Raw genomic sequence first — 19,148 nt, forward strand, 5'->3', positions numbered from 1 at the left:
GTGCAGGGCGCGGTGGGTCGGGTATGCCCCGGTATGTCCGGCGTTGCCGGAGGGTGTGCCGGGTGTGAAATGGGCGGCGTCGCCGTCGCCACGGGGGGTTGAGATCAAGGCATAGGGTTGGGTGTCATGACCAGTGCCGCCGTTCCGGGCCTGCCCGCGCCAGGGCGGTGCCTCGTCATGGGCGTGGTCAACGTGACCCCCGATTCGTTCTCGGATGGCGGTGCCTGGTTCGACCCGGAAAAGGCCATCCGGCATGGCCTCGACCTCGTCGCGGAGGGCGCCGACATCGTGGACGTGGGCGGTGAGTCCACCCGGCCTGGCGCCCAACGCGTGTTGCAGGACGAGGAACTGCGTCGCGTGGTGCCCGTCATAGAGGCCCTCACGGCCGAAAACGTGCCGGTCAGCGTCGACACCATGCGCGCCGAGGTCGCAGAGGCCGCGGTCGGCGTGGGTGCCCGCCTTGTGAACGACGTGAGTGGCGGGCTGGCCGATCCGGACATGCCTCGTGTTGTCGCTGCCACGGGTGTCCCGTACGTGGTGATGCATTGGCGGGGGCACAGTCACGACATGCAGACACGTGCCATCTATGCGGACGTCGTCCGCGAGGTGCGCGACGAACTGCTGCGCAGGGTCGACGCGGTACTGGATGTGGGCGCCGACCCGTCCATGGTCGTGCTCGATCCCGGCCTGGGGTTCGCCAAGCATCCCGAGGCGGGGCACAACTGGTCCCTCCTCGCCCACCTGGACGCGTTCACGAGCACGGGGTACCCGGTTCTGGTCGGCGCGTCCCGCAAAGGGTTCCTGACCAGGCTGCTCGCCGACCCCGACGGGACGCCCAGGCCGTTCGCCGAATGCGACGACGCCACCGTGGCCGTATCGTCACTGGTCGCCGCCGCCGGTGCGTGGTGCGTGCGTGTCCACCGGGTCCGCCCGAACGCGGACGCCGTCCGTGTGGCTGCGGCCATGCGCGCGGCACGTCCCGTCGCGGCGGGTCCCGTCAATGAAGAGAGTCCTGAACAAGCCGCGGCAGACGGTCGCGCCGACCACGGGAGTTCCCGCCTATGAGCCGTGCCGTGAACCGCGCCGACGTGGACGAGGTCCACGCCGAGTACTACGCCGCGTTCGAGGCCGGTGACTTCGACCGCATGTCGGACGTATGGGCGGACGGCCCGTACGCGGACGGCGTCTCCTGCGTGCATCCCGGCTGGACGATGCTGCGCGGCCGTGAGGAGGTGCTCCGCTCCTGGGCGCTCATCATGGCCAACACGACCTACATCCAGTTCGTCCTCACCGACATCGAGACCGACGTGTACGGCGACCATGCCGTGGTGACGTGCAAGGAGAACGTCCTCACCGCCGACGAGGACACCGAGGCCGGTTTCCTGGCGGGGGGAAGCATCGTGGCGACGAACGTGTTCGTGCGCTCGGACGGGGAGTGGCGGCTTCTGCTCCACCACGGTTCACCCGTACTCAACGTCGTGGATGCAGAGGAAGAATGACTCTCGACCGCATCGAACTCCGCGGCCTGCGGGCGCGGGGGCGGCACGGATGCCTGCCCGCGGAGCGTGAGCTGGGGCAGGAGTTCGTGGTCGACGCCGTCCTCGGCCTCGACACCCGCCCGGCCGCCGCCGGGGACGACCTCTCGCGTACCGTCGACTACGGAACGCTCGCCGGCCGCCTGGTCGCCGTCGTCGAGGGGGAGCCCGTCAACCTCCTTGAAACGCTGGCCGACCGGTTGGCGACAATATGTCTGGAAGATGCGACGGTGAGCGAGGTCGAGATCACCGTCCACAAGCCGAGCGCCCCGGTGCCGCACCCCTTCACGGACGTCGCCGTGAAGATCTGGAGGAGTCGCCAATGACAGCGTCCGATCGCATGCACGACCGCACCGCCACCGGCGGCCACATGCTGGTCCAGCACCGCGTCGTTTTCTCGATCGGCAGCAACCTGGGCGACCGCATGGACAACATCCAGGAGGCGGTTGACGCACTGTTCGACGCGCCGGGCCTGAGCTTCGTGGCGTTCTCCCCGGTCTATGAGACACCGCCGTACGCGCCGCCCGGCGAGACCATCCCCGAGCAGGGCGATTTCCTCAACGTCGTTCTGGTGGCCGACACGAGGCTGCCACCGGAGAACCTGCTCGAACGCGTCCTGAACATCGAGACGTCGATGCGCCGGGAACGTGTCGTCCGCTGGGGCCCCCGCACACTCGACATCGACATCGTCGTGTTCGGGGACATCACGTCCGACGACCCCGATCTGACGCTCCCGCACCCGCGCGCGCACGAGCGGGCGTTCGTGCTCGTCCCCTGGGCCGACATCGAACCGGACGTGCTGCTCCCCGGGCACGGCCGCGTCGGCGACCTCGCTCAGGCCAAGCAGTCGGAGGGTGGTCCGTCGGCCGTTCGCCGCCGGGAGGACCTGGCCCTTCAGCAGCCTGCATGAAACCCTCCCGTCCGCTGTTCCTCATCGCCCTGGTGGTCGTCGTCGCGGTGATCACCTGGGCGGTGCTGCGTTCGACCTACATGTCGCTGCCGCCGCTGCCGTGGACCGCGGTGCCGACGCTGCTGCTGCTCGCCCTAGGCGAGGCGTTCACGGGAGTGAACGTGCTGCGCCGGCTCCGCCGCAAGCGCGGGGAGGGGCACCGGCCGGAGCCGGGCCGTAAACCGCCCCCCAAGCCGCTGGAGCCGATGGCGGTGGCGCGGATGGCCGCCTTGGGCAAGGCCAGCGCGCACTCCGCCGCGGTCATCGCGGGCGTCTTCGCCGGGTTCGCCGCCAGCCTCGCCTCGTCGCTCGACAAGGCGACCCCCCGCCACGACTTCTTCGTCAGCGGCGGCACCTTCCTTGCCGCGGCCGTCCTGGTGGGGGCCGCGTTCTTCCTGGAGTACGCGTGCCGCGTCCCCAAGGACCCGGACGAAGAGGAACGCGACCGCGGCGCGTCCCGTGCCTAGGGCTTGAGCAGATACGGGACGCCGGCGGTGAGGAAGCGGCGCGGGAACTCGTCCCTTAGCCGCCACAGGCCAGCAGCGCCCACTGCAACCGCTCGAACGGGACGATCACCGCGGCCAGCGGGCCCGGTGCCTGGGAGGCGGGCCCCTGGGCGGCAGCCTGCCGCCCAGGGGCCGGTGACGCGGCGGGCGCCACGGTGAGTGCCGCTCCCACGCCCTCGCCTGACTCGGTCACGCCGGTTCGGTAGACGTCTCACTGCCCCTGGCCGGGTGCCGGGCTCGTCATTCGTCGATTCACTTGTCGATGTCGCCTACGACGAAGAACATCGAGCCCAGGATCGCGATCATGTCGGCGACCAGGTTGCCGGGCAGGAGCTCCGTGAGGACCTGGATGTTGTTGAACGACGCGGACCTCAGCTTCAGACGCCACGGGGTCTTCTCACCGCGTGAAACGAGGTAGTAGCCATTGATGCCTAGGGGATTCTCAGTCCAGGCGTAGGTGTGGCCCTCCGGAACCTTCAGCACCTTCGGGAGCCGCTGGTTGATGGGGCCGGGCGGGAGTTCGGCCAGACGGTCGAGGCAGGCGTCGGCGAGGTCGAGCGACGCGTGGACCTGGTCCAGCAGGCACTCGAACCGGGCGAGGCAGTCGCCCTCCGACCGGGTGACCACACGGACGTCGAGGTCGCCGTAGGCCAGGTACGGCTCGTCCCGCCGCAAGTCGAAGTCCACGCCGGACGCGCGCGCGATGGGCCCGGACACGCCGTACTGCAGGATCTGCTCCCGCGTGAGCACGCCGACGCCTCTCGTCCGCGCCCGGAAGATCTCATTGCCCATGATGATCTCGTCGATGTCGCCCATCCGGCCGCGGACTTCGGACACCGCGGTCCGCGCGCGCGCCGTCCAACCGGCGGGGAGCTCCTCCTTGAGCCCGCCGACCCGGTTGAACATGTAGTGCATTCGTCCGCCGGAGACCTCCTCCATGACCCGCTGCAACGCCTCACGCTCACGGAACGCGTAGAAGACCGGCGTGATGGCGCCCATTTCGAGCGGATAGGAACCGAGGAACATCAGATGGTTGAGGATCCGGTTGAGCTCGGCCAGCAGCGTCCTCGTCCATACGGCGCGGACCGGGACCTCCATGCCGAGCATCCGCTCGACGGCGAGGACGACGCCGAGTTCACTCGAGAACGCCGAAAGCCAGTCATGCCGGTTGGCCAGGACGATGATCTGCCGGAAGTCGCGGACCTCGAAGAGTTTCTCCGCTCCCCGGTGCATGTAGCCGACGATGGGTTCGGCCGCCGAGATCCGCTCGCCGTCCAGGGTCAGCTTCACCCGGAGCACACCGTGCGTGGACGGGTGCTGGGGGCCGATGTTCAAGGTCATGTCCTCGGTGGCGAGCTCCTTGGCGCCCGCACCGATCCCGACGATCCGTTCGGTGGTCATGGTCGCGCCTCCGCCGCTCCGATCACCGCTTCATGGTCCCATGGCAATGGGCACTCGTTATCCGGTTGACTAGGGGGCGATGAACGCGAGCCACGGCGAACCGCCTTACGAGCCCGCCGCGAACCCTGGGCAGCAGGGAGCGGCGCACCCGCCCGCGCAGCCGGGCCCGGGTCATGGCGGTCAACCGCCAGGCCAACCCGGTCAACCGCCAGGCCAACCCGGTCAACCGGAACAATACGGTCAAGGTCAGGTGCCGGCACACCAGCCGCCCCACCAGCAGCCTTCCGGGCCACCCATCTATCAGGCGGAGCAGGCGTTCGCGCCTGGCGGCGGCCTTGAGTGGTGGCTCATTTCCAAACGCCACGCCTGGCACAGGCTTCTCTCCGCCGCCCTGTGGGCCATCCCGATCGGAGGTGTGGGCGCTCTCGTCGTGTGGGGGAACGGCGGCCTGATACCCGTCGTGATGTGGATCGCCGCCGTCGTGCTGGGGGTCATCCTCACGTGGCTGGTGGCCGAACTCGACCGCCGGGGCTACGGCTACGTCGAGCGTGCGGACGACCTCGTCGTCACGCATGGAGTGTTCGTCAAGCGCCTCATCGTCGTCCCCTACGGGCGGATGCAGTTCGTGGACGTCACGGCTGGGCTCCTGGAGAGGTGGATGGGCATCGCCACCGTCCGGATGCACACCGCCGCAGCGGCAACGGACGCGACCATCCCTGGCCTACCGACTGCTGACGCCGCTCTGCTGCGCGATCGCCTCGCCCAGAAGGGCGAGGAGCGGAGCATGGGACTATGAGCGGCCCCTATGGCCCACCTGGACCACCAGGCCCGTACGGGCCCTACGGCCCCCAGGGACGCCCAGGCCCACCACATGGTCCTCCCGGACCGCAGGGGCCCCAAGGCCCGTACGGCCCTCCCGGACCGCATGGCCCTCCCGGACCGCAAGGTCGTCCCGGACCGCCCCATGGCCCGCGTCCTCCCCACGGTCAGCAGCCTGGCCCGCCTTATGGGCCGCCTCGTCCTCCTCACGGCTATGGCCCCCAGCCGGGCTACCGTCCGCCGATCCGGTTCTCCGAGGGCACCCACAGGCTCCACTGGGCGACGGTGCCGCTGCGCGCGTTCATCATCCTCATCCTCTACTTCGTCCTGCTCGGCTTCCCTCTTCTGCTGACGGAGACGGACGACGGCATCGTCCTGGTGCTCACCCCAGAGGTGGTGGCAAGGTTCCTCATCGTGACCGTCTCCATGGGACTGATCGCATCTGGATTGGGTCTCTGGTCGTGGCTGAGTCTGCGCTTCCGTGTCGACGGTGACGACCTCGTCGTCGAGACCGGTCTGCTCCGCAAGAACAAGCGCCGTATCCCGCTTTCACGCATCCAGGCCATAGACCTCGTCCGTCCCCTGGTGACACGAGCGTTCGCCCTGGCCGAGGTGCGGGTGGAACTCGCCGGAGGCGAGCGCAGCGAGATCGTGCTCCGCTACCTGGGGCGGCGCTCCGCCCATGAATTGCGCGCCGAACTCCTCGCCCTCGCCGCCGGGCTGCCGGGCCACACGCCTGAGGCCCCCGAACGGCATCTGTGGCGGGTCCGGTTCGGCTCGCTGCTCGCGTCGCTGCTGCTCCGGCTGCCCGTCCTCGGCACGATCCTCCTCTTCCTCGCGTCCCTGATGTTCCTCCTGATGTACGCGGAGGGCGGCATCCTGGCCGTCACCATCCCGGTCATCCTGGGGCTCATCCGGGCGGTCATCGCACCCCTGCTGATGTACGCCAACTTCACGTTGGCGATGTCCCCGGACGGGATCCGGCTCCGCTACGGCCTGCTGGAGACCAGGATGCAGACGCTCCCTCCCGGCCGCGTCCAGGCCGTCAGCATCGTCGAGCCCGCGATCTGGCGCAGCCTCGGCTGGGTCCGCGTCGAGGTCACCGTCGCCGGCTACGCGGGGGAGCGGCAGGCCCTGTCCTCGACGCTGCTGCCCGTCGCGCCGCGCCAGGTCGCCATGCATCTCGTCTCGCAGGTGTTCCCCGGGACGCACGTAGACGCCGTCTCCCTGATCCCCGCGTCCTCGAAGGCCGTGTCGATCGACCAGGCGGACGGCGCCGGCACCGACGACGTCGTCTTCGTGGCCCGGCACGGCTGGCCCTGCCGCCGCACCGACGTGATCGCCCACGCCCGTGCGCAGTCCGTCCGCCTCACCACGAACCCGTTCCAGCGCCTCCTCGGCCTCGCCACCGTCCACGTCGACGCGCCCCCGGGCCCCGTCCAGGTCGCAGCCACCGACCGCGAGCTGGGCGAGGCCCGCGCCATCGTCGAATCGACCGCCCGCCGCGCCCTGGCCGCCCGCCGCAGTGGCGGCGGAGACCCCACCCGCTGGGCTCGCTGACGGACGTACCGGCTCCCGGCCGAGTCGGGATGCGAATATCGTCGGGCCATGAGTGAGCTGGCGTATGACCCCTGGTCTCCCGAGTTCGTCGCGGATCCGTACCCGGTGTTCGAGTGGCTCCGGGCCGAGCGGCCGGTGTTCTTCCACGAGCCCACCGGCCAGTGGGTGATCAGCCGGTACGAGGACGTCGACGCGCTGCTGCGGGACCGGCGGCTCGGGCGGTCGTATCTCCACATCGCGGGCCACGAGGAGTTCGGGCAGGAGCCGGAGGCCGACTTCCTGAAGCCGTTCTGGGATCTGATCCGCGCCGGGATGCTGGACGTGGAGCCGCCCACGCACACGCGGCTTCGGCGGCTGGTGTCCAAGGCGTTCACGTCCCGGATGGTGGAGGGCCTGCGCCCGACGATCAGGCGGCTCGCCGGCGAGCTCGCCGAGGCCCTGGTGGACAAGGGCGGCGGCGACCTGCTCGCCGAGGTCGCCGAGCCGCTTCCGGTGAACGTCATCGCCGAGATGCTCGGCGTCCCCGTGGAGGACAGGCCCCTGCTGCGCCCGTGGTCGGCCGACATCTGCGGAATGTACGAGCTGAACCCGCCGGAGGAGGCGCAGCGGACGGCCGTCCGAGCCGCCGTGGAGTTCTCCGACTACCTGCGCGCCCTGGCGCGCACCCGGCGGGACGAGCCGCGCGACGACCTCATCACCGCCCTCACCCAGGTCGTGGACGAGGGCGACCGCCTCACCGAGGACGAGTTGATCGGCACCTGCGTCCTGCTGCTCAACGCAGGCCATGAGGCCACGGTCAACGCGACCGGCAACGGCTGGTGGTCGCTGTTCCGCAACCCAGGCGAACTGGAACGCCTCAGCGCCGACCCGTCGCTCATCCCCACGGCCGTCGAGGAACTGCTGCGCTACGACACCCCGGCACCCATGTTCGAACGATGGGTCCTGCAGAACATCACGGTCGCCGGCGTCGACATCCCCCGTGGCGCCGAAGTCGCGCTGCAGTTCGCGTCCGCCAACCGCGATCCCGAGGTGTTCGCCGATCCCGGCCGCCTCGACCTGTCCCGCGACCCGAACCCGCACATCACGTTCGGCCTGGGCATCCACTATTGCCTGGGCGCCCCGCTGGCCCGCATCGAACTCGCGGAATCCTTCGGCGCGCTCCTCCGGCTGGCGCCTGCCCTGCGCCCGTCCGCCGAGCCGGCTTGGAAGCCCGGTTACGTCCTACGGGGCCTGGAGTCCCTTCCCGTGGAGTGTTGAAAGAGGACTCAGGGGGTCAGGGCGGTGGGGAGCGGGATGTTGACGGTTTGTGCGAGCCAGCCGAAGCCGCCCAGGCCGGCCGGGTCCGTCAGTTCGGCGTCCTCGCCGGCGTGGCAGAGGGCGGCGACGTAGCCGCGGGGATCGCGGTGGGCCAGGTCCAGCGGGGGGCGGGCCCCGGAGAGGCCGAGGGCGCGCAGGGCTTCGCGCTGGGTCGTCAGGACGCTGGACGTGGCGCCGGCGCGTTCACCGGCGCTGGTGCAGGCGTCCAGCGCGACGTGGGCGGTGACGTCGCAGGAACCGTCCGGGACGGCGGGGACCGTGGAGCCGTCGCGGTAGCCGGACAGGGTTCCGTACACCGGACGGGATTCGCGGGAGTGCGAGTAGTCGACGGCCAGTGCGAGCCCCCGGGAGAGCCGTCCGACCACCGCGGCCCAGGCGGCGCAGCGGGGATGGCCGATCTCGGCGCGGTCACCGGGCTCGTGGAGCGGCCACCAGCGCTCCAGCCAGTCGCGGTCTTCGTCGGACGGGGCGGCGCCGGGACGCTCGGTGCCGGTGGACGGGTCGACCAGGACGGTTCTGACGCCGTCCGGGGTGCGCTCGACGACGTCCAGGGGAATGTTGTCGAGCCATTCGTTCGCGACGGCGAGGCCGGTGATTCCGGTCGGCAGGTCCGGACGCCAGACGATCCGCGCCGGGATCTCGGCGGGCCGCGGCGCGATCTCCACGGCCGTCAGGACGAGCCGCGGCTCCAGGTCCGGAGGTGCGCAGGCCAGTATGTTGCTCACCAGGTGCCCGGACCCGGCGCCGATGTCGACGACGTCCAGCCGTCCGGGATGGCCGAGCAGGGCGTCGACCTCGACCAGCAGGCGCGCGATGGCGGCCGCGAACCGCGGGGAGGCGTGCACGGAGGTGCGGAAGTGCTCGGCGGGGCGTTCTCCGCGCCGGTAGAAGCCGTCTTCCCCGTACAGCGCCCGCTCCATCGCCGTGCGCCATGTAAGCCATTCGGAAACCAACGCCGCCACAACCGTGACGTTACCGCGACCGGCCGTCCCCGCCGGGCCATTCTTGAGGTGGACCTGGATCCGACCTGCGGCTGATCCCGTTCTGACCTGCATGTCCGTACCCTGGCGACATGGTGGCGGGCGCATGGGACTGGTTGCGGCGGAAGAAGTCGCTGGTCGACGCGTTCTTCGCGTTCCCCGTCCTGCTCTTCTCCGTGCCCGCGCTGTTCGGGGGCGCGTACGGGTTCGAGCGGGGTGAGTACGCACTGCTGGTTGCCGGGCTGACCGGTCCGCTCGTCCTGCGCCGGACATTCCCCCGCACCGTGTTCGCCACGGTCGCGCTGATCTCGGGAGTCCAGTGCGTCCTGGACCTGCCCCCGGTGCCGGCGAACCTCGCCGTCCTGATGGGGCTGTACACGGTCACGGCCGGTCACTCGTTCCGCTGGGGGCTGGTGGCGCTGCTGGTCGCCGAGACGGGCGCGGTCATGGCGACGTACCAGTACCCGTCCGGTTCCGACGACATGAGGACCTCGTTCGCGATGCTGACGGTGCTCGTGGCGGGTGTGTGGCTCCTCGGGCTGCACATGCGGACGCGCCGCGCCTACCTGCGCTCGGTGGAGGAGCGGGCCGAGCGGCTGGAGCTCGAACGCGACAACGAGATCAAGATCGCGATGGCCGCGGAACGCGCGAGCATCGCCCGCGAGCTGCACGACGTCGTGGCGCACAACGTCAGCGTGATCGTGGTCCAGGCGGACGGCGCCTCCTACGCGATCGACACCGATGTGGTGCGGGCGAGGCAGGCGCTCGACACGATCTCCTCGACGGGACGGCTGGCGCTTGCGGAGATGCGGCGGCTTCTCGGCGTCTTGCGCGAGCACGACGACGCGGGGGCGTTCGCGCCGCAGCCGGGTGTGGGAGAGCTGGACGATCTGGTCGAGCATGTCCGCGCGTCGGGGCTGGGGGTGGCGTTCGAGATGGACGGGACACCGGCGGCCATGTCGAAGGGGCGGGAGCTCACGGTCTACCGGATCGTCCAGGAGGCGCTGACCAATACGCTCAAGCACGCGGGGCCGCATGTGGCGGTGTCGGTCCGGCTGCGGTACGCGGAGGACGCCCTGGAGATCAGGGTGGTCGACGACGGGCGGGGCGCCGCGGCCCCCGACGACGGGCGGGGCCACGGCCTGGCCGGAATGCGGGAGCGCGTCGCCGTGTACGGCGGTGAGGTCCGTGCGGCGCCGCGTCCCGGTGGCGGGTTCGAGGTGCTCGCGCGGCTCCCGGTACATGAAGAAGCCGGTGCATGAGGAAGCCGGTGCATGAGGACGTGTGATGGAGCGGAGGGCGTGAGCGTGGGCGGTGCCGGGGAGACCCCTCAGCGAGAGGGTGCGATGACGGAGGACGCGGCGGCGCCCATCCGGGTGGTGCTGGTCGACGATCAGGAGCTCGTCCGGACCGGGTTCATGATGGTGCTGGACGCGCAGCCCGACATCGAGGTCGTCGGGGAGGCCGGCGACGGTGTGCAGGCGCTCGAACTGCTGCACGGCACGTCGGCGGACGTGATCCTCATGGACGTGCGGATGCCGCGCATGGACGGGATCGAGGCGACCCGCCGGGTGGTGGAGCGGTCGGGGCCGAAGGTCGTCATCCTGACCACGTTCGACCTGGACGAGTACGCGTTCGCCGCGATCAAGGCGGGGGCGGGCGGTTTCCTGCTGAAGGACGCGGGCCCGGCGCAGCTGATCGAGGCGATCAAGTCGGTGCATTCGGGGGACGCGGTGGTGGCGCCGAGCACGACGAAGCGGCTGCTGGACCGGTTCGCGGTGCATCTTCCGGACACGGATGAGAGGTCGGACGGGGCGCTGGACAGCCTGACCGAGCGGGAGGGCGAGGTGCTGCGCCTCGTGGCGCGGGGACTGTCGAACGCGGAGATCGCGGGACGCCTGTTCGTCTCCGAGGCGACGGTGAAGACGCACATGGGGCGGATCCTGATGAAACTGAACCTTCGCGACCGGGTGCAGGCCGTCGTCTTCGCCTATGAGACGGGTCTGGTCAAAAGCGGCCAAAGCGACGACTCTCCGTAACGGCTTGATTACTTCATGGTGACTTCTTGCATTCATCGTGGGGTATGGCATTGATCTACCTGAGAGTAGCTGGGTAACTACCGTACGCGACGCCGTCTTTGCGGGCGACGTCGGGCAATTGTCAGAACGGGCCTGTAAGCCCATGTACGGGAGGACTCTCGTGATCAAGAAGCTTGCCGCGACCGGCATCCTCGGCTTTGCCGTCGCAGCCTCGGCCCTGGCCGCCGCCCCCGCGCACGCCGCCACCTACGGAGGCCACGGCCACGGCCACGGCCACGGCGGCGGTGACGGCTGGTTCTCCGACAACGAGACCAGCGGAAACGGATCGATCCTGGGCGGGACCCAGGTCATCGCGCCCATCTCGGTCCCGGTGAACGTCTGCGGCAACGCCGTCGCCGTCGTCGGCATCGCGAGCGCGCAGTGCAAGGGCGGCGCGGAGGTCGAGTACGGGGACTGACGCGACACGGACGGGCGACCGTCCATCGCGAAGCGCCGGAAACCCTCCCGGGTCTCCGGCGCTTTCGCGTCCCCGCGCGTCCCCGCGCGTCCCCGCGCGTCCCCGCGCGTCGGTGGGTGGAGGGACGGGCGTGTACGACTCAGGTCGTACGCGCGCCCGCCGGGTAGCCGCGAGAGTGACGCGGAGCGTGGCCGCAGGGCCGATGGCAGGCGGGCGGCGGATTCCTAGCGTGGTTCGTGATCGACCAGACCCCTGACGAACCATGAAGGAGCCACCGTGACCAGCACGTTCACCGATCCGCCCGGGGGAGCCCCGGCCGCCGCGGTACCGCCCGCCGTCACGGCCGAGGACGTGTCGAAGGTGTACGGGTCCGGTGACGCGGCCGTGCACGCCCTGCGCGGGGTCAGTGCCCGGTTCGACAGGGGCGCGTTCACCGCGATCATGGGTCCGTCCGGGTCCGGGAAGTCCACGCTGATGCACTGCCTGGCCGGGCTGGACACCGTCACCGGCGGACGGGTCGTCCTCGGTGACGCGGAGATCACCGGGATGGGCGACCGGCGGCTGACGATGCTGCGCCGCGACCGCGTCGGGTTCGTGTTCCAGGCGTTCAACCTGCTGCCGACGCTGACCGCCGAGCAGAACATCCTGCTCCCCATGGAACTGGCCGGCCGCAAGCCGGACCGCGCGTGGTTCGACCGGGTCGTGGACGCCCTGGGCCTGCGCGACCGGCTGGGGCACCGCCCGTCCGAGCTGTCGGGCGGCCAGCAGCAGCGGGTCGCGTGCGCCCGCGCGATCGCCGCCCGCCCCGAGGTGATCTTCGCGGACGAGCCGACCGGCAACCTCGACTCCCGGGCGGGCGCCGAGGTGCTCGGGTTCCTGCGCTCCTCGGTCCGGGAGATGGGCCAGACGATCGTGATGGTCACCCATGACCCGGTGGCCGCCTCGTACGCCGACCGGGTGGTCTTCCTGCGGGACGGCGAGATCGTGTCCGAGATCGTCCAGCCGACGCCCGCCGCCGTCCTCGACCGGCTCAAGAGCCTGGAGGCGTGATGCTGAGGACGACCCTGGCGGGCCTGCGAGCCCACAAGCTGAGGCTGCTGCTGACGACGGTGGCCATCACACTCGGCGTGGGGTTCATCTCCGGCACGTTCGTGCTGACGGACTCGATGGACAAGGGCGTTGCCAAAACGTTCGCGAAATCCGCCGACAAGGTGGACTTCGCGGTGCTGCCGGAGGGCGACGCGCCGGATGCCGGCCTTTCCGCCGACACGTACCGGAAGGTCAGTGCGCTGCCGGGCGTGACCGACGTGCACGGCATGGTGAAGGGCGAGGCCGCCCTGGTCGGCAAGGACGGCAAGGTGGTCGGCGACTTCCCGACCGTCGGCATGTCCGTGCCGTCCGGCGACCTGCTGCGCTACGACGTCGACAAGGGACGGCCCCCGTCCGGCGGGGGCGAGACCGTCCTGGACAGCGGGGTGGCCGAGCGGGAGGGCTTCACCGTCGGCGACACGGTGACGGTCCTGGACCAGAAGAACCGTCCGCACAAGTTCAAAGTCGTCGGCTTGGTCGACTTCGGCATCGACCAGGACGCGAGCTTCCTGGGCGCCGTGGGGTTCGACACCCCGACCGCGATCACGATGACCGGAAAGAAGACCTTCCGCGAGATCGACATCGCGGGCGGCGACAGGGCGGCGATCGAGGCCGCCGCCGGCCCGTCCGGCCAGGTCTACAGCGGCACGGAACTCGGCGAGGAACTGGCGGCGTCCGCGGGCGCCGACACCGAGGTCATCCGGGCCGGGCTGCTGATCTTCGGGCTGGTGGCCATGCTGGTGTCCGCCCTGGTCATCTACAACACGTTCTCGATCCTGATCGCGCAGCGGATGCGGGAGATGGCGCTGCTGCGCTGCGTCGGCGCGACCCGCCGGCAGGTGTTCGGGGGCGTGCTGGCCGAGTCCGCGGTGGTGGGCCTGGTGGGCTCGCTGATCGGCCTCGCCGCCGGGGTCGGCCTCGGCGCCGGCGGGCTCGTCGCGATGAACAGCCTGGACGCCGCCATGGGCGCCGCCGCGCCGACCCTCACCGTCCGGACGATCGTGGTCGGCCTCGCGGTCGGCATCGCCGTGACCGTCCTGTCCGCGCTGATGCCCGCCCGCGCGGCGACCCGCGTGGCGCCCGTCGCCGCGCTGCGCTCGGACCTGGAACCGGGCGGCGGACGGTTCCGCCTCGGCGTGCCGCGCACGGTGATCGCCGTGCTCCTCGGCGCCGCGGGCCTGGCCATAGGCGCGCTCGGCTCCCTGGTCATGGAGAAGGGCGAGAGCGCGATGTACATGGTCGCGTTCGCTGGCGGCGTGTTCTTCCTCGCGGTGATCGCGGCGATGCCGGCGCTCGTCCGGCCGCTCGGACGGCTCGCGGGCGCGGTCCCGGCGCGGCTCGGCGGCGTTCCGGGACGGCTGGCGGTCGCCAACGCCCAGCGCGCCCCGCGCCGCACCGCGACGACGACGATCGCGCTGACCATCGGCGTCGGGCTGATGAGCCTGTTCGCGGTGATCGCGGCCAGCGGCAAGGCCACCGCGGACCACCAGCTGGCGGAGCAGTTCCCCGTCGAGTTCCAGGTCGAGACGCAGGACACGGAGGGACGCGTCCCGCAGGCGCTCACCGGGACGCTGCGCGACCGGCCCGAGATCGCCACGGTCGTGGAGAAACGCCAGCAGGACGTCGAGATCGACGGCGAGGAGTCGTGGATCTCCGCGATCACCCCGTCCGCGTTCGGCACGCTCGTGAATCCGTCGTTCGAGAAGGGCACACTCGCCGCGGCCCGCGAGCCGGGAACCGCGATGGTGGACAAGACGACCGCCGAGCAGTCGGGCTACGACATAGGGCAGACCCTCCAGGTCCAGACCCCGCGCGGCGCAGTCCCCGTGAAGATCGCCGCCGTGTACGGCGCGGGTTCCCCGTTCAGCGGGATCATCGTGCCTGAGGCCGACTTCACCCGGTACTTCGGCGCCGTGGACCCGTCGGCCCTCTTCGTCGAGAGCCGTGACGGCGTCCCTGCGTCCGCGGCCCGCACGGCGGTCGACGGCGCCGCGCAGCCGTACCCGGCCGTGCAGGTGGTCTCCGCCGCCGAGTTCAAGGAGACGATGACCGGGGCGATCGACATGATGCTGATGGTCTTCGGCGCGCTGCTCGGCCTGGCGATCGTCATCGCGCTGTTCGGCATCGCCAACACGCTCACCCTCTCGGTCGTGGAACGGACGAGGGAATCGGCGCTGCTGCGGGCCCTGGGCCTCACCAAGCGGCAGCTTCGCCGGATGCTGTCCGTCGAGGCCCTGGTCATGGCCGTGATCGGCGCGTTCACCGGGGTCGTGCTCGGGGTCGCGTTCGGCTGGGCCGCGGCGAACGCGATGGGCGAGAACTTCCGGTTCGAACTGCCCTACCTACAGGTGGTCGGCTTCGTCCTCCTCGCCGGAGCCGCCGGGACGATCGCCGCCGTGATGCCCGCGCGCCGCGCCGCCCGAACGTCCATCGTGGAGTCCCTGGCCGCTGACTGAAGTTTTGTCCTTCTCGGCGGCCGTCACTTGGGTGGGGGCCAACGAGAAGGACGAATCTTCACTTGAATGGAGCCTCGGGGTGGCGATCGTCACCCACCGGACCGCATGACCGGGCCCGCGGGTACCCTGTTTCGCGTCCGGTACCTCTGAGGACTGGAACGAACCGATGGACCCTCACGTGACGCCTTCCTCCGCCGCGCCCGGAAACGGGCCGGTCTCCGGTGGTGGGACGACCCCCCACACCCCCGGGGACGGGCAGGAGAGCCCGGAGGACAGGCCCGCGCGGCTCGCGGTCGGCGTCGTCGGCGCCGGCCGCGTCGGCACGGCGCTCGGCGTCGCGCTGACCCGCGCCGGCCACCGCGTGGTCGCCGCGGCCGCCGTGTCCGAGCGGTCGCGGTCCCGCGTCGAGGAACGCCTGCCCGGCGCCGGCGTCGCACCGCCGCCGGAGGTCGTCGCGGCCGCCGACCTGGTGCTGCTGACCGTCCCGGACGACGAGCTGCCGGAGCTGGCGGGCGGCCTGGTCTCCGCCGGCGTCCCCGTCACCGGCAAGCTGATCATGCACACCAGCGGACGGTACGGAACCGCCGTCCTGGCCCCCCTCACCCGCGCCGGCGCACTGCCGCTCGCGCTGCACCCGGTCATGACGTTCACCGGACGCCCGGACGACGTGAGCCGCCTCACCGGCATCTCGTTCGGCGTCACCTCGCCCGAGCCGCTGCGCCCGGTCGCCGAGGCGCTCGTCCTGGAGATGGGCGGCGAGCCCGTCTGGATCACCGAGGACGCCCGCCCGCTGTACCACGCGGCCCTCGCGGGCGGCGCGAACCACCTGGTCACGCTGGTCGTCGAGGCGATGGACCTGCTGAGAGCCGCCGGTGTCGCGGAGCCGGGCCGGATGCTCGGCCCGCTGCTCGGCGCCTCCCTCGACAACGGCCTGCGCCTCGGCATCGACGGCCTCACCGGCCCCGTCGCCCGCGGCGACGCCGGCACCGTGTCCGATCACATCGACGAGCTGGGCAAGGTGTCCCCGCAGAGCCGCCGCGCCTACATCGCCCTGGCCCGCCTCACCGCAGACCGGGCCCTGGCCGCCGGAATGCTCAGACCCGAGGACGCCGAACGCCTCCTCGAAGCACTGGCCGATTGACCCGGGAGAAAACCATGCGTCCTGCGAGCACGGCGCCACCCCCCTCCTTCCTCCGGACCGGCCGCCCTCCACGCACCGAGCGTGCCGTGGGGGCGTGCCACCTCGTCCGGGCATCTCGCTTCGTCTGGGCGTCTCGCCTCGTCCGGGCATCTCGCCTCGTCTGGGCGTCTCGCCTCGTCTGGGCGTCTCGCCTTGTGCAGGCACCTCGCCTTGTGCGGGCACCTCGCCTCGTCTCGGCACCTCGGCCCGCCCCGGCGAGCGGGCGGAAGGGCCTGTCGTGACGCTCGTCATAGCGCGGACGCGGGCGGAACTCGCCGAGGCCCGGTCCCGGATCGGGGGGACGCTGGCGCTCGTCCCGACGATGGGGGCGCTGCACGAAGGCCACCTCTCCCTCATCCGGCAGGCCCGCCGCAGCGCGGACGCCGTGGCGGTCAGCATCTTCGTCAACCCCCTCCAGTTCGCGCCCGGTGAGGACTTCGAGCGCTACCCCCGGACGTTCGACACCGACCTCGAAGCGTGCGCGGCCGAAGGCGTGGACCTCGTGTTCGCGCCGGCCCGCGACGTGATGTACCCGGACGAATCGCAGGTCACGATCAAGTCCGGCCCGATGGGCGAGATCGTGGAGGGCGCCGCCCGGCCCGGCCATTTCGACGGGATGCTCACCGTCGTGCTGAAGCTGCTCAACCTCGTCCGGCCCGACCTGGCGATCTTCGGGGAGAAGGACGCGCAGCAGCTCGCGATGATCCGCCGGATGGTCGCCGACCTGAACGTCCCCGTCCGGGTCGCCGGCGGCCCGACCGTCCGGGAACCCGACGGCCTGGCCCTCTCCAGCCGCAACCGCTACCTCTCCGCGTCCGAACGGGAGACCGCCGCGGCCCTCTCGCGTGCCCTCCACGCCGGGGCGGACGCCGCCCCCGAAGGGCCCGAGGCCGTGGTCGGCGCCGCCAACGCCGTCCTCGACAAGGCCGCGACCGCGGACCCGCCGCTCGTCCTCGACTACCTCGTCCTCGTCGACCCCACGACGTTCACCACTCTCCGGGGCCCCCGCACCGGCCCCGCCGTCCTCGCCGTCGCCGGCCGGGTCGGCGCCACGCACCTGATCGACAACGTTTCCCTCCACCTCGGCAAGGAGCACTGATGTTCCGGACGATGTTCAAGTCCAAGATCCACCGCGCCACCGTGACGCAGGCGGACCTGCACTATGTCGGATCGCTGACCATCGACCAGGACCTGATGGACGCCGCGGACCTGCTGCCCGGCGAGCAGGTGTCGGTGGTGGACATCGACAACGGCGCCCGCCTGGAGACCTACCTGATCGCGGGTGAGCGCGGCTCCGGCGTCATCGGCATCAACGGCGCCGCCGCCCGCCTCGTGCAGCCCGGCGACCTGGTGATCATCATCAGCTATGCCCAGCTCAGCGACGCCGAGGCCCGCGAGTTCGTTCCCCGCGTCGTGCACGTCGACCGCTCCAACAAGATCATCTCCCTGGACTCCGATCCCGCCGCCCCCGTCCCCGGCACCCAGACCACCCGGGGCGACCTGGTCCACCCGTAACGCCAACACGTCGGGAACGCGGGGGTCGGGCGTCCGGTCTTGTCGAGGTTAGGGTCATAATGACGAGAACCGATCCCGAGGAGGGTTCATGATCCCTTCGGTTCTGCACGCCCCCGAACCCGGTTGGACCACCGCCACCGACGTCGTCGTCATCGGATCCGGTATCGCCGGGCTGGTCGCGGCGTTGCGCTGCCGTCCGCACGGGCGGGTGCTGCTCGTCACCAAGGCACTCCTGGACGCGGGATCGACCCGCTGGGCGCAGGGCGGGATCGCCGCCGCGCTCGCCCCCGACGACACCCCCGGCGAGCACTTCGCCGACACGCTCACCGCCGGCGTCGGACTGTGCCACGAGGACGCCGTCCGGACCCTCGTCACCGAAGGGCCGGACGCCGTGCGCGGCCTCGTCGAGCTCGGCACCGCGTTCGACCGCTCCAGCGGCGGCGACATCGCCCTGACCCGCGAGGGAGGCCACCACCGGCGCCGCATCGCGCACGCGGGCGGGGACGCGACCGGCGCGGAGATCAGCCGTGCCCTCCTCGCGGCGCTCAAGGACTCCGGTGTCGAGGTCATCGAGCACGCGCTGGTCCTCGACCTGGTGAAGGACTCCGCTGGACGCGCCGCCGGGATCACCCTGCACGTCATGGGCGAGGGGCAGCCCGGCGGCGTCGGCGCCGTCCGGGCCCGCGCCGTCGTGCTCGCCACCGGCGGACTCGGCCAGGTGTTCTCCGCCACGACGAACCCCGAGGTCTCGACCGGCGACGGCGTCGCGCTCGCGCTGCGCGCCGGCGCAGAGGTCGCCGACCTGGAGTTCGTCCAGTTCCACCCGACTGTGCTGTGGCTCGGCGACGGCGCGCGAGGCCAGCAGCCGCTGATCTCCGAAGCCGTCCGGGGCGAGGGTGCCAACCTCGTCGACCACGCCGGTGAGCGTTTCATGATCGGACGCCACGACCTCGCCGAACTCGCGCCACGCGATGTCGTGGCCAAGGGGATCATGAACCGGATGCGCGAGACCGGCGCCTCCCACATGCTGCTGGACGGCCGGCACCTCGGTGCCGCGATGTGGGAGAACCGGTTCCCGACCATCCTGGCCGCGTGCAGGCACCACGGCATCGACCCGGTGACCGAGCCGATCCCGGTCGTCCCCGCCGCTCACTACGCGAGCGGAGGCGTCCGCACGGACCTGCACGGCCGCACGTCCGTCCCCGGCCTCTACGCCTGCGGCGAGGCCGCCTGCACAGGCGTCCACGGCGCGAACCGCCTTGCGTCCAACTCCCTCCTGGAGGGCCTGGTCTTCGCCGCCCGCATAGCCACCGCCATCCAGGACGACCTGACAGCCCCCCCAACC

General features: G+C 71.2%; 20 protein-coding genes. 17 read left to right on the forward strand and 3 right to left on the reverse strand.

Features of this window, described 5'->3' with window-relative positions; all coding sequences use genetic code 11:
* The first annotated feature begins 126 nt into the window (after positions 1-126).
* Genes folP through E1285_RS32520 form a run of 5 tightly spaced genes read left to right on the forward strand, consistent with a single transcriptional unit; the run spans position 127 to position 2,951 of the window.
* Positions 127-1,065 (forward strand): dihydropteroate synthase, encoded by a 939-nt coding sequence (gene folP / locus E1285_RS32500; protein ID WP_165966846.1) that lies wholly within the window; start codon positions 127-129, stop codon positions 1,063-1,065.
* Complete coding sequence (locus E1285_RS32505; RefSeq protein ID WP_132158403.1) at positions 1,062-1,499, forward strand: nuclear transport factor 2 family protein; 438 nt, start codon at positions 1,062-1,064, stop codon at positions 1,497-1,499. The genes folP and E1285_RS32505 overlap by 4 nt, the downstream gene beginning before the upstream one ends.
* Positions 1,496-1,861: a dihydroneopterin aldolase gene (gene folB, locus E1285_RS32510; RefSeq protein ID WP_132158404.1), complete on the forward strand. Its 366-nt coding sequence runs from the start codon at positions 1,496-1,498 to the stop codon at positions 1,859-1,861. Before E1285_RS32505 ends, folB begins: the two co-directional genes overlap by 4 nt.
* Entirely contained in the window at positions 1,858-2,445 is a 588-nt protein-coding gene (gene folK / locus E1285_RS32515; protein WP_132158405.1) for a 2-amino-4-hydroxy-6-hydroxymethyldihydropteridine diphosphokinase, read from the forward strand. The genes folB and folK overlap by 4 nt, the downstream gene beginning before the upstream one ends.
* Positions 2,442-2,951, forward strand: coding sequence for a DUF3180 domain-containing protein (locus tag E1285_RS32520; protein ID WP_132158406.1), 510 nt, complete (start codon positions 2,442-2,444; stop codon positions 2,949-2,951). The genes folK and E1285_RS32520 overlap by 4 nt, the downstream gene beginning before the upstream one ends.
* Positions 2,952-3,006: 55 nt before the next feature.
* Here the strand turns inward: E1285_RS32520 and E1285_RS45865 are convergent, their stop codons facing one another.
* Positions 3,007-3,183 carry a hypothetical protein gene (locus E1285_RS45865; protein ID WP_165966847.1) on the reverse strand — a complete coding sequence of 59 codons (177 nt, stop codon included), beginning with the start codon at positions 3,181-3,183 and terminating at the stop codon, positions 3,007-3,009.
* A gap of 59 nt (positions 3,184-3,242) precedes the next feature.
* The gene (locus E1285_RS32525) at positions 3,243-4,391 is read right to left on the reverse strand and encodes an NADH-quinone oxidoreductase subunit D (RefSeq protein WP_132158407.1); all 1,149 of its coding nucleotides are present in this window, start codon (positions 4,389-4,391) and stop codon (positions 3,243-3,245) included.
* Between the two features lie 250 nt (positions 4,392-4,641).
* On the opposite strand from E1285_RS32525, the gene E1285_RS46880 reads away from it, so the two are divergent.
* From E1285_RS46880 to E1285_RS32540, 3 genes are all read left to right on the forward strand, one after another.
* The gene (locus tag E1285_RS46880) at positions 4,642-5,187 is read left to right on the forward strand and encodes a PH domain-containing protein (protein ID WP_243723204.1); all 546 of its coding nucleotides are present in this window, start codon (positions 4,642-4,644) and stop codon (positions 5,185-5,187) included.
* Between the two features lie 308 nt (positions 5,188-5,495).
* Complete coding sequence (locus E1285_RS32535) at positions 5,496-6,770, forward strand: PH domain-containing protein (RefSeq protein ID WP_243723205.1); 1,275 nt, start codon at positions 5,496-5,498, stop codon at positions 6,768-6,770.
* A 48-nt stretch (positions 6,771-6,818) separates the two neighbouring features.
* Entirely contained in the window at positions 6,819-8,027 is a 1,209-nt protein-coding gene (locus tag E1285_RS32540) for a cytochrome P450 (RefSeq protein WP_132158410.1), read from the forward strand.
* 8 nt (positions 8,028-8,035) lie between these two features.
* On the opposite strand, the gene E1285_RS32545 is transcribed toward E1285_RS32540, so the two are convergent.
* Positions 8,036-9,049, reverse strand: a complete 1,014-nt coding sequence (locus E1285_RS32545) for an SAM-dependent methyltransferase (protein ID WP_347814112.1) — start codon at positions 9,047-9,049, stop codon at positions 8,036-8,038.
* 110 nt (positions 9,050-9,159) lie between these two features.
* On the opposite strand from E1285_RS32545, the gene E1285_RS32550 reads away from it, so the two are divergent.
* From E1285_RS32550 to E1285_RS32590, 9 genes are all read left to right on the forward strand, one after another.
* Positions 9,160-10,329 carry a histidine kinase gene (locus E1285_RS32550; protein ID WP_132158412.1) on the forward strand — a complete coding sequence of 390 codons (1,170 nt, stop codon included), beginning with the start codon at positions 9,160-9,162 and terminating at the stop codon, positions 10,327-10,329.
* 84 nt (positions 10,330-10,413) lie between these two features.
* Positions 10,414-11,106 carry a response regulator transcription factor gene (locus tag E1285_RS32555; RefSeq protein ID WP_132158413.1) on the forward strand — a complete coding sequence of 231 codons (693 nt, stop codon included), beginning with the start codon at positions 10,414-10,416 and terminating at the stop codon, positions 11,104-11,106.
* 160 nt (positions 11,107-11,266) lie between these two features.
* Complete coding sequence (locus E1285_RS32560; RefSeq protein WP_243723206.1) at positions 11,267-11,563, forward strand: chaplin; 297 nt, start codon at positions 11,267-11,269, stop codon at positions 11,561-11,563.
* A gap of 276 nt (positions 11,564-11,839) precedes the next feature.
* Positions 11,840-12,613, forward strand: a complete 774-nt coding sequence (locus E1285_RS32565; protein ID WP_132158414.1) for an ABC transporter ATP-binding protein — start codon at positions 11,840-11,842, stop codon at positions 12,611-12,613.
* On the forward strand, positions 12,613-15,108 hold the full coding sequence (locus E1285_RS32570; protein ID WP_132158415.1) for an FtsX-like permease family protein: 2,496 nt from the start codon (positions 12,613-12,615) through the stop codon (positions 15,106-15,108). Before E1285_RS32565 ends, E1285_RS32570 begins: the two co-directional genes overlap by 1 nt.
* Before the next feature lie 178 nt (positions 15,109-15,286).
* Positions 15,287-16,249, forward strand: a complete 963-nt coding sequence (locus tag E1285_RS32575) for a DUF2520 domain-containing protein (protein ID WP_243723207.1) — start codon at positions 15,287-15,289, stop codon at positions 16,247-16,249.
* 277 nt (positions 16,250-16,526) lie between these two features.
* On the forward strand, positions 16,527-17,387 hold the full coding sequence (gene panC, locus E1285_RS32580; RefSeq protein WP_132158417.1) for a pantoate--beta-alanine ligase: 861 nt from the start codon (positions 16,527-16,529) through the stop codon (positions 17,385-17,387).
* Entirely contained in the window at positions 17,387-17,803 is a 417-nt protein-coding gene (panD, locus tag E1285_RS32585) for an aspartate 1-decarboxylase (RefSeq protein WP_132158418.1), read from the forward strand. The genes panC and panD overlap by 1 nt, the downstream gene beginning before the upstream one ends.
* Positions 17,804-17,891: 88 nt before the next feature.
* On the forward strand, positions 17,892-19,148 hold a 1,257-nt coding region (locus E1285_RS32590), incomplete at its 3' end, for an L-aspartate oxidase (protein WP_132158419.1).

It is taken from the genome of Actinomadura sp. 7K507 (assembly GCF_004348425.1).
Lineage (GTDB): Bacteria > Actinomycetota > Actinomycetes > Streptosporangiales > Streptosporangiaceae > Spirillospora.

Coding starts and splice junctions, on each gene's coding strand:
- folP (WP_165966846.1), top strand. CDS start 127: ATGACCAGTGCCGCCGTTCCGGGCCTGCCCGCGCCAGGGCGGTGCCTC.
- folK (WP_132158405.1), top strand. CDS start 1,858: ATGACAGCGTCCGATCGCATGCACGACCGCACCGCCACCGGCGGCCAC.
- E1285_RS32540 (WP_132158410.1), top strand. CDS start 6,819: ATGAGTGAGCTGGCGTATGACCCCTGGTCTCCCGAGTTCGTCGCGGAT.
- E1285_RS32520 (WP_132158406.1), top strand. CDS start 2,442: ATGAAACCCTCCCGTCCGCTGTTCCTCATCGCCCTGGTGGTCGTCGTC.
- E1285_RS32555 (WP_132158413.1), top strand. CDS start 10,414: ATGACGGAGGACGCGGCGGCGCCCATCCGGGTGGTGCTGGTCGACGAT.
- E1285_RS32570 (WP_132158415.1), top strand. CDS start 12,613: ATGCTGAGGACGACCCTGGCGGGCCTGCGAGCCCACAAGCTGAGGCTG.
- folB (WP_132158404.1), top strand. CDS start 1,496: ATGACTCTCGACCGCATCGAACTCCGCGGCCTGCGGGCGCGGGGGCGG.
- E1285_RS32550 (WP_132158412.1), top strand. CDS start 9,160: ATGGTGGCGGGCGCATGGGACTGGTTGCGGCGGAAGAAGTCGCTGGTC.
- E1285_RS32505 (WP_132158403.1), top strand. CDS start 1,062: ATGAGCCGTGCCGTGAACCGCGCCGACGTGGACGAGGTCCACGCCGAG.
- panD (WP_132158418.1), top strand. CDS start 17,387: ATGTTCCGGACGATGTTCAAGTCCAAGATCCACCGCGCCACCGTGACG.
- E1285_RS32525 (WP_132158407.1), bottom strand. CDS start 4,391: ATGACCACCGAACGGATCGTCGGGATCGGTGCGGGCGCCAAGGAGCTC.